This is a genomic window from Bradyrhizobium sediminis, assembly GCF_018736085.1.
Classification (GTDB): Bacteria; Pseudomonadota; Alphaproteobacteria; order Rhizobiales; family Xanthobacteraceae; genus Bradyrhizobium; species Bradyrhizobium sediminis.
Genome location: NZ_CP076134.1, coordinates 1,352,324 through 1,369,027 on the forward strand (window position 1 = coordinate 1,352,324; position 16,704 = coordinate 1,369,027).

9 protein-coding genes are annotated in these 16,704 nt (G+C 63.7%); 4 read left to right on the forward strand and 5 right to left on the reverse strand.

From position 1 onward, the window contains the following. Positions 1-232 precede the first annotated feature (232 nt). A complete protein-coding gene (gene ligD / locus KMZ29_RS06460) occupies positions 233-2,884 on the forward strand; it encodes a DNA ligase D (protein WP_249779842.1) in 2,652 nt (883 codons plus the stop codon). 71 nt (positions 2,885-2,955) lie between these two features. Then, complete coding sequence (locus KMZ29_RS06465; protein WP_215622949.1) at positions 2,956-3,267, forward strand: polyhydroxyalkanoic acid system family protein; 312 nt, start codon at positions 2,956-2,958, stop codon at positions 3,265-3,267. Positions 3,268-3,278: 11 nt separating this feature from the next. On the opposite strand, the gene treZ is transcribed toward KMZ29_RS06465, so the two are convergent. Genes treZ through KMZ29_RS06490 form a run of 5 tightly spaced genes read right to left on the reverse strand, consistent with a single transcriptional unit; the run spans position 3,279 to position 14,478 of the window. Continuing rightward, entirely contained in the window at positions 3,279-5,045 is a 1,767-nt protein-coding gene (gene treZ / locus KMZ29_RS06470; RefSeq protein ID WP_215622950.1) for a malto-oligosyltrehalose trehalohydrolase, read from the reverse strand. Next, positions 5,042-7,117 (reverse strand): glycogen debranching protein GlgX, encoded by a 2,076-nt coding sequence (gene glgX / locus KMZ29_RS06475; RefSeq protein ID WP_215622951.1) that lies wholly within the window; start codon positions 7,115-7,117, stop codon positions 5,042-5,044. The genes treZ and glgX overlap by 4 nt, the downstream gene beginning before the upstream one ends. 3 nt (positions 7,118-7,120) lie before the next feature. Further along, on the reverse strand, positions 7,121-9,268 hold the full coding sequence (gene glgB / locus KMZ29_RS06480; RefSeq protein WP_215622952.1) for a 1,4-alpha-glucan branching protein GlgB: 2,148 nt from the start codon (positions 9,266-9,268) through the stop codon (positions 7,121-7,123). Further along, positions 9,265-12,567: a maltose alpha-D-glucosyltransferase gene (treS, locus tag KMZ29_RS06485; protein ID WP_215622953.1), complete on the reverse strand. Its 3,303-nt coding sequence runs from the start codon at positions 12,565-12,567 to the stop codon at positions 9,265-9,267. The genes glgB and treS overlap by 4 nt, the downstream gene beginning before the upstream one ends. Before the next feature lie 9 nt (positions 12,568-12,576). Beyond that, positions 12,577-14,478, reverse strand: coding sequence for an alpha-1,4-glucan--maltose-1-phosphate maltosyltransferase (locus KMZ29_RS06490; protein ID WP_249779926.1), 1,902 nt, complete (start codon positions 14,476-14,478; stop codon positions 12,577-12,579). On the opposite strand from KMZ29_RS06490, the gene KMZ29_RS26630 reads away from it, so the two are divergent. Beyond that, the gene (locus KMZ29_RS26630) at positions 14,377-14,802 is read left to right on the forward strand and encodes a hypothetical protein (RefSeq protein ID WP_249779993.1); all 426 of its coding nucleotides are present in this window, start codon (positions 14,377-14,379) and stop codon (positions 14,800-14,802) included. The two genes, KMZ29_RS06490 and KMZ29_RS26630, sit on opposite strands and share 102 nt — an antisense overlap. Further along, complete coding sequence (gene malQ / locus KMZ29_RS06495; RefSeq protein WP_215622955.1) at positions 14,727-16,685, forward strand: 4-alpha-glucanotransferase; 1,959 nt, start codon at positions 14,727-14,729, stop codon at positions 16,683-16,685. The genes KMZ29_RS26630 and malQ overlap by 76 nt, the downstream gene beginning before the upstream one ends. Positions 16,686-16,704: the final 19 nt, after the last annotated feature.

Here is a 16,704-nt window from a genome sequence, read left to right on the forward strand (position 1 = left end):
AGACCCATACGCCGTGGCCTTTCGGATAGGCGCAGGCGTTGGATACTTTCTGCAACAACAAGCGCCGGTGGTTATGGGTCCCTGCGTTCGCAGGGACGACATTGGGAGAGCCAACGGGTCGCAACACCCGGTGCCCGGGAACAATCTTCAACGGTGCCAATTATTTTCTCTCCAATAGCCGCGGCGGGGCACTACAATCTCCGGCATGTCCCGGCGCGAAACGGATCGATCCGTGCCCCCCAAGAGCCTGTCCACCTATCGGAAGAAGCGCGACTTCGAAAAAACCGCCGAGCCCTCGGGCGAGGTCGAGGTCGCGCCTTCGAAGCAGCGGCGGTTCGTGATCCAGAAGCACGATGCGAGCCGGCTGCACTACGACCTCCGGCTCGAATTCGACGGCGTGTTCAAGTCCTGGGCGGTGGCGCGCGGGCCGTCGCTCGATCCGCACGACAAGCGGCTGGCGGTCGAGGTGGAGGATCATCCGCTCGACTACGGCGATTTCGAAGGCACCATCCCGAAGGGGCAGTATGGCGGCGGCACCGTGCAGCTCTGGGATCGCGGCTTCTGGGAATCCGACGACCCGGAAAAGGGATTCCGAAAGGGCGACCTGAAATTCACCCTGCACGGCGGCAAGCTCCGCGGCAGCTGGGTGCTGGTGCGCATGCGCCATGACCGTAACGGCGGCACCCGCACCAACTGGCTGCTGATCAAGCATCGCGACGCGTTCGCCAAGGAGGGCGAGGCCAACAGCATCTTGGACGAGGACAGATCGATCGCGTCGGGGCGGACGATGGCGGAGATCGCGGCCGGCAAGGGCAGGGCGCCGAAACCGTTCATGCTGGCGAAGGCCGGCCGCGGCAACGCCGACGCGGTCTGGGATTCGAATGAGGGAAGTGCGGCAGAGGCGCGCGCGGAGAAGAAGCAATCCGCATCAGGGCCAGCGCCCGCCAGGGCAAACAAGGGCAAAAAAGTCGCCGCGATGCCGGATTTCGTCGCGCCGCAGCTCTGCACCCTGGTCGAGCGTCCGCCGGATTCGCAGGGCTGGTGCCACGAAATCAAGTTCGACGGCTACCGGGTGCAACTGCGTGTCGAGGGCGGCCAGGCCACGCTGAAGACCCGCAAGGGACTGGACTGGACCGACAAGTTCGAGGCCATCGCCAGGGAAGGCAGCGCGCTGCCGGACGTACTGATCGACGGCGAGATCGTCGCGCTCGACCACAACGGCGTGCCGGATTTCTCCATGCTGCAGGCCGCGATTTCCGATGGCAAGACCGACAACCTCGTCTTCTTTGCGTTCGACCTGCTGTTTGCCGGCGGCGAGGACCTTCGCAGCGTGCCGCTCGGCCAGCGGAAAGAGCGGTTGAAGGAATTGCTGGGGGCCCGGAAGGGCAAGAGCAACCTGATCAGCTATGTCGAGCATTTCGAGACCGGCGGCGACGCCATCCTGCAGTCGGCGCGCAAGCTGTCGCTGGAGGGCATCGTCTCGAAGAGGCTCAGCGCGCCCTATCGTTCGGGGCGTTCCGAGAGCTGGACCAAGGCAAAGTGCCGCGCCGGGCATGAGGTCGTGATCGGCGGCTGGAAAACCACCAACGGCAAATTCCGTTCGCTGATGGCCGGTGTCCATCGCGGCGATCATCTCGCCTTTGTCGGGATCGTCGGCGCCGGCTTCGGTCAGGACACGGTGCGGCGGATCATGCCGGCGCTGAAGGCGGCGGCCTCGGACAAGAACCCGTTCGGCGGCAAGGATGCGCCGAAGGAGACCCGCGACGTGCACTGGCTGAGACCCGAACTGGTCGCCGAGATCGAATTCGCCGGCTGGACCGCGGATGGCAACATACGGCAGGCGGCGTTCAAGGGGCTGCGCCAGGACAAGCCGGCCGAGGAGATCGAGGCGGAAACCCCTGCCACGGTGAACATCGCCAACCCCTCCGGCAAAGCCGCGGGCAATCCCGGCAAGGCGCGGTCCGTGTCGGCGGGCAGGTCCGCCGAGGTGATGGGCGTGATCATCTCGAAGCCCGACAAGGAGCTGTGGCCAGACGCCGGCGACGGCAAGGGCGTGACCAAGCTCGATCTCGCCAGATATTTCGAGGCGGTCGGCGGCTGGATGATCGGCCATCTCAGGGGACGGCCGTGCTCGGTGGTCCGCGCGCCCGACGGCATCAAGGGGGAAAAATTCTTCCAGCGCCATGCGATGCCCGGCACTTCGCACCTGCTGGAGCTCGTCAAGGTCTCCGGCGACCGCAAGCCATATCTGCAGATCGACCGCGTCGAGGGTCTCGCCGCGGTGGCGCAGCTCGGCGGCGTCGAGCTGCATCCCTGGAACTGCGCGCCTGATGCGCCCGACGTGCCCGGCCGGCTGGTGTTCGATCTCGATCCCGCGCCGGAAGTCGAATTCTCCGACGTCATCGAGGCGGCCAAGGACATGCGGCAGCATCTTGCCGCTCTCGGCCTGGAAAGCTTCTGCAAGACCACCGGCGGCAAGGGGCTGCATGTGGTGACGCCGCTGGCCTGTGGCGCCAAGGACCAGGTGACCTGGAAGGAAGCCAAGGCTTTTGCGTTTGGCGTCTGCCAGTGGATGGCGAACGAAGAACCCGGGCGCTATCTGCTCAACATGTCGAAGAAGCTGCGCAGCGGAAAGATCTTCCTCGATTATCTCCGCAACGACCGCCTGGCCACCGCGGTCGCGGTGCTGTCGCCGCGGGCGCGCGAAGGCGCCACCGTCTCGATGCCGCTGACCTGGGCCCAGCTGCGCGGCGATCTCGATCCCAGGCGCTATACGGTGCGAACCGTGCCGGCGCTGCTGGCGCGGACAAAGGCGTGGGAGGGCTACGATGATGCGGCATCGTCGATCAAGGCTGCGATGAAGAAGTTGGCGGAGAAGATCTAACCGTTGTCATCCCGGGGCGCGCGAAGCGTGAACCCGGAATCTCGCGCTGATAGTCTCTGGAGGATGTCAAGATGTCCGCACCACTCATCGTTTCGATTCCACATCGGCTTGGCCGCGAAGAGGCGGTGCGCCGCCTGAAAACCGGTTTGACACGGGCCGCCTCCAGCGTGCCGGTGTTGACCGTCGATGAGGAGCGATGGGAGCAGGACCGCATGATCTTCCGCATCCGCGCGCTCGGGCAGGCGGCCTCGGGTCATATCGATGTCGCCGATGATCATGTCCGGCTGGAGGTCACGCTGCCCTGGCTGCTGCAGCGGTTTGCCGAAGTCGCGCACGCCGCGATCAAGCAACGCGGCAATCTGCTGCTGACCAAGAAGGATTGATTGACGCGGTGTTACCCTGCGGCAACGCGCCAGAACACCGACCACGGCGGGAGCACGTCGCCGATTTCGCCGCCCCAGATCGGCGTGCCGGCCGTTTTGCCTTGTTGGCTGGCGATTCCGCCCGGCGACAGGTTGGCCAGCAGATGCAGCGTCGCGCCGTCGCCCATGCGCCAGCTTGCCGTCAGCAAGCCGTTGTCCGCTGCATGCGCCTCGCCGAACGCTGTGCCCGCCAGCCGCGGGACGATTTCCCGGCGGCGGGTCGCGAGCAGGTTCCGCACCAGCGCCAGCCGTGTCTGTCCCGGCTCCTCGTTGCACGCCTGCCAATCCGGCACTGCGGATTGAAACGTTGATTGTTGCAGGGGATCGGGCACCTCGTCGCCATAGGTCGCGTAGGCCCAGTCGTACTCCCTGCGTCGTCCCTTGCGCACCGCCTCGGCGAGATCGCCCTTGAAATCGCAGAAGAACGGGAACGGCGTTTTCGAGCCCCATTCCTCCCCCATGAACAGCATCGGGATCGACGGCGCCAGCAAGGTAACCGCCAGGGCCGCTTCGATCGCGCGGCTATCGACGATGCTTTCGAGCCGGTCGCCGAGCGCGCGGTTGCCGATCTGGTCGTGGTTCTGCAGGAAATTGACGAAGGCGGTGGGGGAAAGTGTGCCGCTGGATTCGCCGCGCGGTCGCCCACCCAGAAACGCGAAGTCCTCGCCCTGAAAGACAAATCCGGAGCCGAGCGCCCGCGCAATGTCCCGCAGCGGAGATGTCGTGTAGTCGCCGTAATAGCCCTGCCTCTCTCCGGTCAGGAAAACGTGCCAGGCGTGATGATAATCGTCGTTCCATTGCGCGCGGTATTTGCCGCGCGGCGGGTCTTGCCCCGTCTCCAGCAGGCTCGCGCGGTTATCGCCGTTTTCGACGACCAGATGGATGTGCCGGCCGGTCGCAGCGGCGAGCTCCCCGGCCGCGCGGCTGAGATCGTGCAGCAGCGAGAGCCCGCCCGGTTCGGCGATGGTATTCACCGCATCCAGCCGCAGCCCGTCGAAGCGGTATTGGCGCAGCCAGTACAGCGCGTTGCCGATGGCGAAGGCGCGCACTTGGGGCACGCGATAGTCGATGACGTTGCCCCAGGGCGTCTGCGCCTGCGTGAAGAAAGCGGGCGCATAGCGGCCGAGGTAATTTCCTTCGGGGCCGAAGTGGTTGTAGACCACGTCGAGGAACACCATCAGTCCGCGCAGATGCGCCTCGTCGATCAGGGTCTTGAGATCGTCGGGGCGCCCATAGGCGCTGTCGGGCGCATACCACAGCACGCCGTCATAGCCCCAGTTGCGGGAGCCCGCGAAATCCGCCAGCGGCATCAATTCGAGCGCGGTTACTCCGGTGGCCGCGAGATGATCGAGTTTTTCGATCATGGCGCGGTAGGTGCCTTGTTGCGTGAAGGCGCCGACATGGCTTTCGAGCAGGACGGTCTCCTGCCATGGGCGTCCGCGCCAGCAGCTCGCGCGCCATTGGTAGGTGGAATGATCGATCACCTCGCTCGGGCCGGATACGTCCTCGGGCTGAAACGCCGAGGCCGGGTCGGGTACGTCGATCTCGCTGTCGATCCGGAATTTGTAGTGTGCGCCGGCTTTGACGCCGGCGATATCGGCGGAATACCAGCCATCGTCGCCGCGCTGCAGGGCGTGAGGCCGATCCAGCAGCAGGTCGACGCGCTTTGCCGCGGGCGCCCAAAGCCGAAATGACGCACCGTCCGCCGTCAGTCGTGCGCCGAATGGCTGCTCATTCATGCCGACCCCGCAAAGGCGAGGACCGAACGGGGAGGTGCCATCGTCTCGTCTCCCGGCGCGAAGTCCGCGGCCTCCTGCTTGACGTCGGCGGTGTTCAACAGTTGCTGCCAGTTGGCGTATTCCGGCATCGTCGGCAGCTTGAACGCAATCGGTTCGGGCGCTGCGTTCAGCACGATGAAGATCGGTTGCTGACCATGCTCGATCGGCCCCAGCACGTAAGCGAGGAACCGGCCTTCCGGAAAATTCCAGTCCTGCTCCTTCATTTCCTCGGCCGCCGGCGTCAGCCACAACACGCCGTAGGAACCGTCGGCGCGCCGCCCATCGAGCCAGCGGTGTGCGCGGATCTGCGGAAAGCGCCTTCGCAGCCCGGTGATGTGGCCGATGAAGTCGGTGAGGTCATCGCCCTCGCGGTCAAGACCGTCCCAGCTCACCCAGCCGATTTCATTGTCCTGGCAATAGGCGTTGTTGTTGCCGGACTGCGAATTGCCGACCTCGTCGCCGGCCAGGATCAGCGGCAGGCCCTGCGCCAGCAACAGGCATGCCAGCTGGTTCTTCCGCAGCTGACGGCGCAGCACGACGATGCCCTCGTCGTCGGTCGGGCCTTCATGGCCGCAATTGTTGCTGTGATTGTCGTTGGAGCCGTCGCGGTTATCTTCGCCGTTGGCCTCGTTGTGCTTCTCGTTGTAGCTGAACAGATCCGCCAGCGTGAAGCCGTCATGCACCGTGATGTGGTTGACGCTGGCGCGTTGCGTGCGGCCGTCATGGTTGAACAGGTCGGACGAGCCGGTCATGCGGCGGGAGACTTCGCCGATCAGGCTGCCTTCGCCGCTCCAGTAGCGTCGCATGGTGCTGCGGTAGCGGTCGTTCCATTCCGACCATTGCGACGGAAATGCGCCGACCTGATAGCCGCCCAAGCCGAGGTCCCACGGCTCGGCGACCAGCTTCACCGATGCCAGAACCGGGTCCTGCCGGATCGCAGTGAGGAAGGCGGCGTTGCGGTCGAAGCCATTCGGCCCGCGCGCCAGCGTGGTGGCGAGGTCGAACCGAAAGCCGTCGATATGGCAGACTTCGACCCAGTAGCGCAGCGAGTCCATCACCATCTGCAGCACGCGCGGATGCGTGAGTTTGACAGAGCTGCCGCAGCCGGTGAAATCGTCGTAGAACCGCGGGTTATCCGGCTTCAGCCAGTAGTAGGAGGCGTTGTCGATGCCGCGGAACGACAGCGTCGGGCCCATATGGTCGCCTTCGGCGGTGTGGTTGTAGACGACGTCGAGCATTACTTCGATGCCGGCATCGTGCAGCCGCGCCACGGTGGTGCGGAAGGCGTCGAGCGGGTTGTCCTGTGCGTAGCGCGCCTCCGGCGCGAAGAAAGCCAGCGTGTTGTAGCCCCAGTAATTCGACAGCTTCTTTTCAACCAGCATCCGATCGTCGATCAGGCCGTGGATCGGCAAGAGTTCGATGGTGGTGACGCCGAGGCGCTTGAGATGCTCGATCATGGCCGGCGACGACAGGCCGCCATAGGTTCCGCGCAGGTTGGGCGGCACGTCGTCGCGCTTCTGGGTCAGGCCCTTGACGTGCGCCTCGTAGATGATGGTGTATTCCCAGGGGACGTTGGGGCGCATTTCGCGCCGGCCCCAGTTGAAGGTCTCGTCGACCACGACGGCCTTCGGCATGCCGCGCGCATTGTCGCGGCGGTCGAACGACAGGTCCTCGCGGGCGCTGCCGGTGCGATAGGCGAAATGCGCATCGCTCCAGACCAGCCGGCCGGCGAGGCGCCTGGCATAGGGATCGAGCAACAGCTTGTTGGCATTGAAACGGTGGCCATGTTCGGGCTCATAGGGGCCGTGAACGCGATAGCCGTAGAGCTGGCCGGGCGAGATATCGTTGAGACAGCCATGCCAGACATCCTCGGTGCGCTCGGGCAGTTCGATGCGCTCGAGCTCGCGGCGGCCCTGGCTGTCGAACAGGCACAGCTCGACCTTGTGCGCGTTGGCGGAGAACAGCGCAAAATTGGTGCCCCGGCCGTCCCAGCTTGCACCGAGGCGAGAGGACGTTCCGGCTGTCAGGCGCATGCGTCAGCTTTCCGGTACGAGAAATATCGCGGCCAGTGGCGGAACGGTGAGATTGAGTTCGGGCACGAGGCCCTCCGACGCCTTTACCTCGCCGACGTTCCCCACATTGCTGCCGCCGTAATGCGCGGAGTCCGAATTGAGCACCTCGCGCCACTCGCCGGCGATCGGCACCTGGACGCGGTAGTTGTAATAGACATTCGGCGAAAAATTGATGACGACGAGGCAGCGGGAACGGGCATCGTTGCCCTTGCGGATCCAGGCGAATACGTTGCCAGCGGCGTCATCGGTGACGATCCATTCGAAGCCGGATGGATCGCAGTCCAGCTCGTGCAGTGCCGGCAGCGTGCGGTAAAGTCCGTTGAGGTCCCGGATCAGGCCTTGGATGCCCAGGTGTCTCTTCTGTTCGAGCAGGTGCCAGTCGAGCGCGCGATCGTGATTCCATTCGCGCTCCTGGCCGAATTCGCAACCCATGAACATCAGCTTCTTGCCGGGGTGGGCGAACATGAGACTGTAATAGGCGCGCAGGTTCGCAAAGCGCTGCCAGTCGTCGCCGGGCATCCGCCCCAGGATCGAGCGCTTGCCGTGGACCACCTCGTCATGCGACAGCGGCAGGATGAAGTTTTCCGAGAACGCGTAATGCAGGCCGAACAGGATGTCGCCGTGATGATGCTTGCGGTGGATCGGATCCTTGCCGATGTAGTTCAGCGTGTCATGCATCCAGCCCATGTTCCACTTATAGCCGAAGCCGAGCCCGCCATACTCGACCGGACGCGACACCTGCGGCCATGCGGTCGATTCTTCGGCGGCCGTGGTGGCTTGCGGAAAGCGCGCGAACACTTCGGTATTGAAGCGGCGCAGGAAATCGATCGCCTCGAGATTTTCGCGTCCGCCATGTTTGTTCGGGATCCAGCCGCCGGCGGGCCGGCTGTAGTCGAGATAGAGCATGGAAGCGACCGCATCGACGCGCAGCCCGTCGATGGCATAGCGCTCCAGCCAGAACAGCGCGTTCGACACCAGGAAATTGACGACTTCAGTGCGGCCGTAATTGTAGATCAGCGTGCCCCAGTCGAGGTGACGGCCCTGCAGCGGGTTGGCGTGTTCATAGAGCGCGGTGCCGTCGAAATGGCCGAGACCGTGCGGATCATCCGGAAAGTGCCCGGGCACCCAATCCAGCATCACCCCCAGGCCTTCGCCATGGCAGGCGTCGACCAGTGTGGAAAAATCCGCCGGTGTCCCGAACCGGCTGGTGGGCGCGAACATGCCGGTCGGCTGGTAGCCCCAGGAGCCGTCGAACGGATGCTCGTTGACGGGAAGGAATTCGACATGGGTAAAGCCGAGATCCCTGACATAGCGCGGAAGCTGCTCGGCCAGCTCGCGGTAGCTCAGCCATTCGTTGCCGCCTTTGCGCCGCCAAGAGCCGAGATGGACCTCGTAGATCGAGACGGGCGCGCCCAGCGCGTTGATGCCGGATGGTGCGGGCCGCGGACGCGGCAACTTGGTCTCGTCCAGCACGATGGACGCGGTGCTCGGGCGCAGCTCCGCAGCAAAGGCCAGCGGATCGGCCTTCAGCGGCAGATGCTGGCCCTGCGGTCCGATGATATCGAACTTGTAGTGGTCGCCGGCGGCGGCGTGAGGCACGAACAGCTCCCAATAGCCGGTGCCGCGCACCCGCATCGGATGTCGCCGCGGATTCCAGAAATTGAAATCGCCGACCACGCTGACCCGCCGCGCATTGGGCGCGAACACCACGAAGGCCACGCCGGGAACGTCGTCCAGCGTCATCGGATGAGCGCCAAGCTTGTCGTAGATCCGCTGATGGGTGCCCTCGCCGAGCAGATAAAGATCCAAATCGCTCAGCACGGGTGGAAAACGGTAGGGGTCGTCGAGTTCGACCACGGTGTCGCCAAAGCAGGCGCGCAGCCGGTAGCGCCTGGAGCCGTTCGGCAGCGCGCCAGCGAACAGGCCGGCGTCATGGATGCGCGACAGCTCCGCCATTGCGCCATGTTCGTCGATCGCGTCGACCTTCGACGCTTCCGGCAGGAAGGCGCGGACCACAGTTTGGCCGTCCTCGGTATGCAAGCCGAGATAGTGAAAGGGATCGGATTGGCGGCCTTCGACGATCGCATAGGCCTCAGCGGACAGTTCGGTCATGCGGCCTCGTTGGTATTCCCGGACAATAATCTGAGCAACCCGGTCAGCGGGACGCGCAGCCATTCCGGCCGATGGGCTAGTTCGTATTCGATCTCATAGAAGGTCCTTTCAAGCAGAAAGAACTTCAGCATCTGCTCGGCCGCGGCCGGATCGGCAGGCCACAGGCGCTGATTTGTCAGGGTTTCGCGGTAGGCGGCAAGAAACGCTGCCGCGGAACGGTCGCGCCACTCCGCGAGCGCAGCACCAAGCTTGCCGTGCTCGTCGGGCGCCACTTTCAGCGCGCGCTCCAGCGCGGCCGTGGCGGAGTAGTCGATAGAACGGATCAACGCCGCGACATCGCGCGCCGCCGGCGCCTTGCGCCGACGTTCTTCCAGCGATCGGCGGGGCTCGCCCTCGAAACCGATGATGAAGATATCGTCCTTGACGATCAATATCCGAGCGAGATTGAAATTGCCGTGATGGCGGATATTCAGGCCGTCGATTTCAGGCGGCAGCAGAGCGCTGAGGCGGTCGTGCAGGCCTTCACGTTGCGCCAACACCAGCTCGACCAGCAGACGATCGGCTTCCTTTATCGTGTCGCGCCGCTGCTTCAGGACGTCGAAGATCCGTTCGGCGCGGGTCACTGCATGTTCGACCCAACGCCGGACGTCCTCAGGTCGCGTCGCTTCAGGCGCGAAGTCGACACCTCCTCCATTGCCGACAAATGCGAGCTGCATCTCGGCGACGCGTCGTCCAGCCTGGGACATGTAACGCAGATAGGGAACCTGTTCGTCGCTTTCGCTCGCATGTTGGCTACTCGCCAGCAGGCGCTGCTCGTCGACGAAACGATCAAGATAGGCCGACGTCACGGTCCAGGCATCGCCCTGATTTGCCACGAAGGCATGCACGATCGCAATTGCGAATTTGTTGTCGCCCTCGACCAGTTCGACGCTGCCGATCAGTGCCGGCGTGTTGGCAAAACCCGCGACCTCGGTCAGAAACCGGCCGATCTCGATTTCGGGGTTGGTGCCGGATTCGAGCTTGCGATAAACCTTGACCACATAGTCGTTGTCCACCAGCGCCATGCTGCTGGATTGTTCGGTTTCGACCGCGCGGATGTGATCTGGCTGTCTGATCGGCTTGTCGGAAAGCCTTGCTGTCGGTCGGAATTCGAGGCGCAGGCCGTTTTCCTCGACGGTCAGGGCTTCGTGCAGGTTGCGCAGCAGCAGCGCGATGAAGATCTGGTCGGTCGCAACGTCAAGTAAAGTTCCTTCCCGAGCGCCCTGACGAACGGCTGCAAATGCGTGAGGGTTATAGCGCTCGCGGTCGAAGCGCACCCATTCGATCCGCATCGGTAGCACGTAGCGCGCGGTCTCGCCGTGTTGCGTCGCTTCAAAGAAAGCGAGCCAGGGGCGGTTGTCGCCGATATCGCAGAATGGAATTGCCGATGTCAGGGTTGGCTGGATCGCCTGCGGCGAACGCTCCGGATACCAGCGGGTCCGCGACAGGTGTCCCGGCAGCACGTCGCGCTCGAACACACTGCGGGTGCGCGCCAGCGACATCCAGGTCGCACCCAGCGGCACCACGAGTGTCTCGAATTCCGGCACCACCGAAGGTTCGACATGCTCCGACCTGTCGCGCTCCCTGAGCTGGAACCAGTAGAAGCCATAGGGCGCCAGCGTGATCATGTAGGGCAGGTCGCCGATCGCCGGAAAGCGGGTGCGGCCGAGCATCTCCAGCGGAACGCGGTCTTTCCAGGCTGAGAGATCGAGTTCAGTCGCCTGCGCCGATCGCGACAGGTTGGCGACGCACAGAATGATTTCGTCCTGATACTGGCGGACGTAGCACAGCACCGAGCGATTGGCCGGACGGATGAACGTCATGGTGCCGCGGCCGAACGCCAGCGTTGACTTGCGCACCGAGATCAGCCGCTTGGTGGCGCTGAGCAGCGACGACAGGCTGCGTGACTGCGCCTCGACATTGACCGCCTCGTAGCCATAGACCGGGTCCATGATGGTCGGGGCATAAAGCCGCGCTGGATCGGCGCGGGAAAATCCGCCATTGCGGTCCGGCGACCATTGCATCGGCGTGCGCACGCCGTTGCGGTCGCCGAGATAGATATTATCGCCCATGCCGATTTCGTCGCCGTAATAGACGATCGGCGTACCAGGGAACGACAGCAGCAGTGAGTTCATCAGTTCGATCTTGCGCCGGTCGTTGTCCATCAGCGGCGCCAGGCGCCGGCGGATACCGACATTGATGCGGGCGCGGGGATCGTTGGCATAGGTCGACCACAGATAGTCGCGCTCGACGTCCGTGACCATTTCCAGCGTCAGCTCGTCGTGGTTGCGCAGGAACAGCGCCCACTGGCATTTGTTCGGGATATCCGGCGTCTGGCGCAGGATGTCGGTGATCGGAAAGCGGTCCTCCTGGGCGATCGCCATGTAGATCCGCGGCATCAAGGGAAAATGATAGGCCATGTGGCATTCGTCGCCGCGGCCGAAATATTCCTGCACGTCCTCCGGCCACTGGTTGGCTTCAGCCAGCAACACCTTGCCCTTGGCATAGGTGTCGAGCTCGGCGCGCAGCTTCCTGATGATGGCATGGGTTTCCGGCAGGTTCTCGTTGTTTGTGCCGTCGCGCTCGCACAGATAGGGGATGGCGTCGAGACGGAAGCCGTCGACGCCAGCATCGAGCCAGCGCTTCATCACCTGCACGATCGCGCGGACCACACGCGGATTGTCGAAATTGAGGTCCGGCTGGTGCGAGAAGAAGCGGTGCCAGTAGAATTGGCCGGCTTCCGGATCCCAGGTCCAGTTCGATTTTTCAGTGTCGGTGAAGATGATCCGCGTGCCCAGATATTTCTGGTCGGTGTCGCTCCAGACGTACCAGTTGCGCGCACTCGACTTCGGGTCGCTGCGGCGGGCGCGTTTGAACCATTGGTGCTGGTCGGATGTGTGATTGACGACGAGCTCGGTGATGACCCGCAGGCCGCGCCGCTTGGCTTCGACGATGAAGCGCCTGAAATCCTTCATGGTCCCGAAATCGGGATTGATGGCGCCGTAATCGGCGATGTCGTAGCCGTCGTCGCGGCCGGGCGAGGGATAGAACGGCAGCAGCCACAGCGCGGTGACGCCGAGATCCTGCAGATAGCCGAGTTTCTCGGTCAGGCCGGCGAAATCGCCGATACCGTCATTGTTGCTGTCGGCAAAGGCCTTGACATGAAGCTGGTAGACAATGGCGTCCTTGTACCAGAGCTCGTCGCCATCCAGCGCGGGGACCGGCAGCTCCGTTGCATCGATAGAGGACAAGAGGTTCATGGCGCTCCCTTACGCCAGACAGCGAAACAGCAGGGCGGGATCGTTCATCGGATTGATCCGCAGCCGAATGCCGCCCCACTCCAGTGGGTAGCGTTCGCCGGTGATGACGTTCTCAAGCGCGGCGACGTTGCGGCGATCGTCGGCCATACCGACCTGAATGTCGCCGAGCGGCAGCCAGAATTCGTATACGTCGCGCGACAGCGCAATCGCGGCGACAACGCTGTTGGTTTGGTTGACGGATTCCTTGACGAAGGCAATGATATTTTCGTCCTCGACCGAAATGAAGCGAAGATTGGCCGTCTGCTGCAGCGCTGCGTTTTGCCGGCGGGCGCGATTGAGATCCCTGATATAGGGCTTGATATTGCCGGGCCTGTCCCAGTCGCGCACCTTGATCTCGTATGTTTCGGAATCGCGATATTCCTCACGGCCCGCAATCGGCTCGTGCTCCAGGAGCTCGAACCCGCTGTAGACGCCGTAAGCGCTGGACAGCGTGGCGGCCAGCGCGACACGGGACTTGAACATCCAGGCCTCGCCGCTCTGTAGATGATAAGGCAGGATATCGGGCGTATTGACGAAGAAATTCGGGCGAAAGTAGTCACGCTCCGGATAACCCGTCAGTTCGCCCAGATACTGCTCCAGCTCGCACTTCCGGGTACGCCAGATGAAGTAGGTGCAGGACTGGGTGAAGCCGAGCCTGGCGAGGCCCTTCATCGGTTTCGGCCGGGTAAAGGCTTCCGCGAGGAAGATCGCCTCGGGATAACGAAGCTGAACCTCGTGGATCAACCATTCCCAAAATCTGAAGGGTTTGGTGTGGGGATCCTTGACCCGGAAGATGCTGACGCCCTGTTCGATCCAGAACAGCACCACGTCGCGTAGCGCATTCCACAAGGCGCCGGCGTCCTCCGACGAGAAATCGGGATTGACGCTGTCCTGATGCTTCCCGGACGGGTCGTCCGCATAGCGCAGCGAGCCGTCCGGCCGCCGTCTGAACCACTGCGGGTGCTGTTTCAGCCAGGGATGATCGGGCGAACACTGCACGGCGAAATCGAGCGCGACTTCCATGTCGAGCACCTTGCAGGCGGCAATGAACTCGCGAAAATCCGCAAGCGTGCCCAGCTCGGGATGCACGGCATCGTGGCCGCCCGCGGCCGAGCCGATGGCGTAGGGGCTGCCCGGATCGCCTTCACCAGCGGTCGGCGCGTTGTAACGGCCCCTGCGGCCGGTAAGGCCGATCGGGTGAATCGGTGTCAGACAGACCACGTCAAAGCCCATCGCCGCGATATCCGGCAGCCGCGCCATGCAATCCTTGAAGGTGCCGTGGCGGCCGGGCGTCTTGCCCTGGCTGCGCGGCACCATCTCGTACCACGCGCCGTAGCGCGCCCTTGGCCTATCGGCGACGAACGGAAAGAATTGCGATCGCATCAGGTCCGGCCGAAACTGGCTTTCGGCCATGGCGATCTTCAATTCATCGGTCAGCAGCGGCGCGGCGTCGCCGGTCTGCAGAAAATCCTCGCATTGCTGCAGGATCACGGCGGACGCGGCAGGTCCGCCGGCCTGCGCCTTGGTCAGCATGCCCGCGCCCTCGAGCGCATCCAGGGGAAGGTCGGCGCCGGTCTTTTGCTTGAGCTCGAAGCCGTGCCGCCAGGTCGCGAATTCGTCGGTCCAGGCCTCGATCGCATAGATGTAGCGGCCGGGGCTATCCGGTACGAACGATCCGCCCCAACGGTCGTTACTGTGATGGGTCATCGGCGCGCGCCGCCATTCGCGGTCGCGCTCGCGGCGCCAGACCAGCGCCACTGAAATCACATCATGGCCGTCGCGATAGATATCCGCCCAGACCTCGACGCGCTCCCCGACGATCCGTTTCACGGGGAAGCGGCCAGCATCGACAAGCGGGTAAACATCCTCGATATGGAAAGCGCCGCCAGCGCTCTCGACAGTTTGAGTTGTTTTGTTCACGGTGATGCCAGTGACATGGAAAACACGTCCCGTCTCGATTGCGGGAAAGGAGACGTTCCGGACATATATACAAAGCCGTTCGCCGGGCATTGGTTCCCGGGGAACGCCGGGGACGCCAGAGAGTTAACCACGGCTATCCTCTTCCTGCATTTAGAGAATTTCGCGACGCCCTTCACCGTTGCGTGCAAACTGCGTGCCGAATGGACCTTTTCGCCAGAGCCAAAGAATTGGGAATCCAGACCGAATTCCTGGACGGTCAGGGTCACCGGCGTGTGACGGATGCGGCCGCGCTGAAAATCATCCTCGATGCCCTTCCGGCCGGCATCCCGCGCCGCCTCCTGGACCAGGCGGTGGTGATCCGGTCAGGCCATCCCGCTCGCACCGAACTCAATCAGGCTGCCACGTTCCCGCTGCGCTGGAAAATCGTTGCGGGCATTAAGGTTATCGCGGAGGGTGAGACCCATGACCGTGTCATCGTGTGGCCCAAGGATCTGCCTGAGGGTTCGTACCGGCTGCATCTGACCGATGAGTCCGGCTTCACCGAGCAAGCGCCCCTGATGGTCGCGCCGCCGAAGGCTTTTGGCGGCGATTTCGACCGCTGTTGGCTGGTGGCGGTACAGCTCTATGGCGTCCGCTCGGCGCGCAACTGGGGGATCGGGGATTTCACCGACCTCGAAGGGCTGATCGAACTGGCCGGTGGTCTGGGTGCCGACGGCATCGGGCTCAATCCGCTGCATGCGCTGTTCGACGATCGGCCCGGCGATTGCAGCCCATATTCGCCGAACAGTCGGCTGTTTCTGAACCCGCTCTATATCGATGTCGAAAAGCTTCCCGAATTCCAGCCCGACGCCGTCGCCGGGAGTAGTGAGGCGATCGCTCGGCTGCGGGTGGGCGATATCGTCGATTATGTCGCCGTCGCGGCCTTGAAATGGCGGGCGCTGCGCTTCGCATTCGAGGCCTTCAAAGCCGATCCCAAAGCCGAACGCTGGCAAGATTTCGAACAGTTTCGCAGCCAGCGCGCGCCGCTGCTGTCGCGGTTCGCCTGTTTCGAGGCGCTGCGGCACAAATTTGGCAAGCCGTGGTGGGAATGGCCCGCGGAATTGCAGCAGCCCGATGAAGTCAAATGCGCAACCCTCCGCGAGGGGCCGGATGCCGTTGAAATCGAATTCGTCGAATTCGTGCAATGGACCGCCGACCGGCAGTTGCAGGCCTGCAAGGAACTCGCGACCCGACTCGGCATGAAGGTTGGTCTCTATCTCGACGTCGCCGTCGGCGTGCAGTCCGACGGCTTCGATGCCTGGAACGAGCAATCGGCGATTTCCCGCCATCTCGCCGTCGGCGCACCGCCGGACCCCCTCAACACCGCGGGCCAGAACTGGGGGCTTGCGGGTTTCAACGCCGCGGGGCTGGAGGTCGCCTCGTTCGAGCCGTATCGCGAGATGCTGCGGGCGTCGATGCGCCACGCCGGGGCGATCCGGCTCGATCACGTGCTGGGCCTGAAACGGCTATATCTGGTGCCGCACGGGTTCGATGCGGCCCAGGGCGTCTATGTGCAAATGCCGTTCGAGGCACTGCTGGCGGCGACCGCGCAGGAAAGCGTGAAGCACCGCTGCGTGGTGATCGGCGAGGACCTCGGCACCGTGCCGGAGGGCTTCCGCGAGACGATGGCGGAGTGGGGTATCTGGTCGTACCAGGTGATGATGTTCGAGCGCGACGATCAAGGCTCGTTTCGCGGCATCGACCATTACTCGGCCAATGCGCTGGTCACCTTCAACACCCACGATCTCTCGACCTATGCCGGCTGGCGCTCGTTCAGCGATCTCAAGCTGAAGCGCTCGCTCGGAATCGATCCCGGCGAAAGCGACGACGCGCGGTGGCACGCTCTGACCATGCTGAGCGACGCGCTACGCCATCACGCCATCGACAGCCATGATCTCTATGCCGTCGCCGGTTTCCTGGCGCGGACCAAATCCCGCCTGCTGGTGATTTCGCTGGAGGATCTCTTGGGCGTGATCGACCAGCCCAATATTCCCGGCACCGTCAACGAACATCCGAACTGGCGGCGGCGCCTGCCGGTGGCGATCGAAGCGATGGCGTCCGAGATCGATCTCGCCGCGCTGAAGGTTGCAACGTGGGAGCGGTCGCGCGGGGCGACTTGAGAAGAGGGTACCCGCCTCG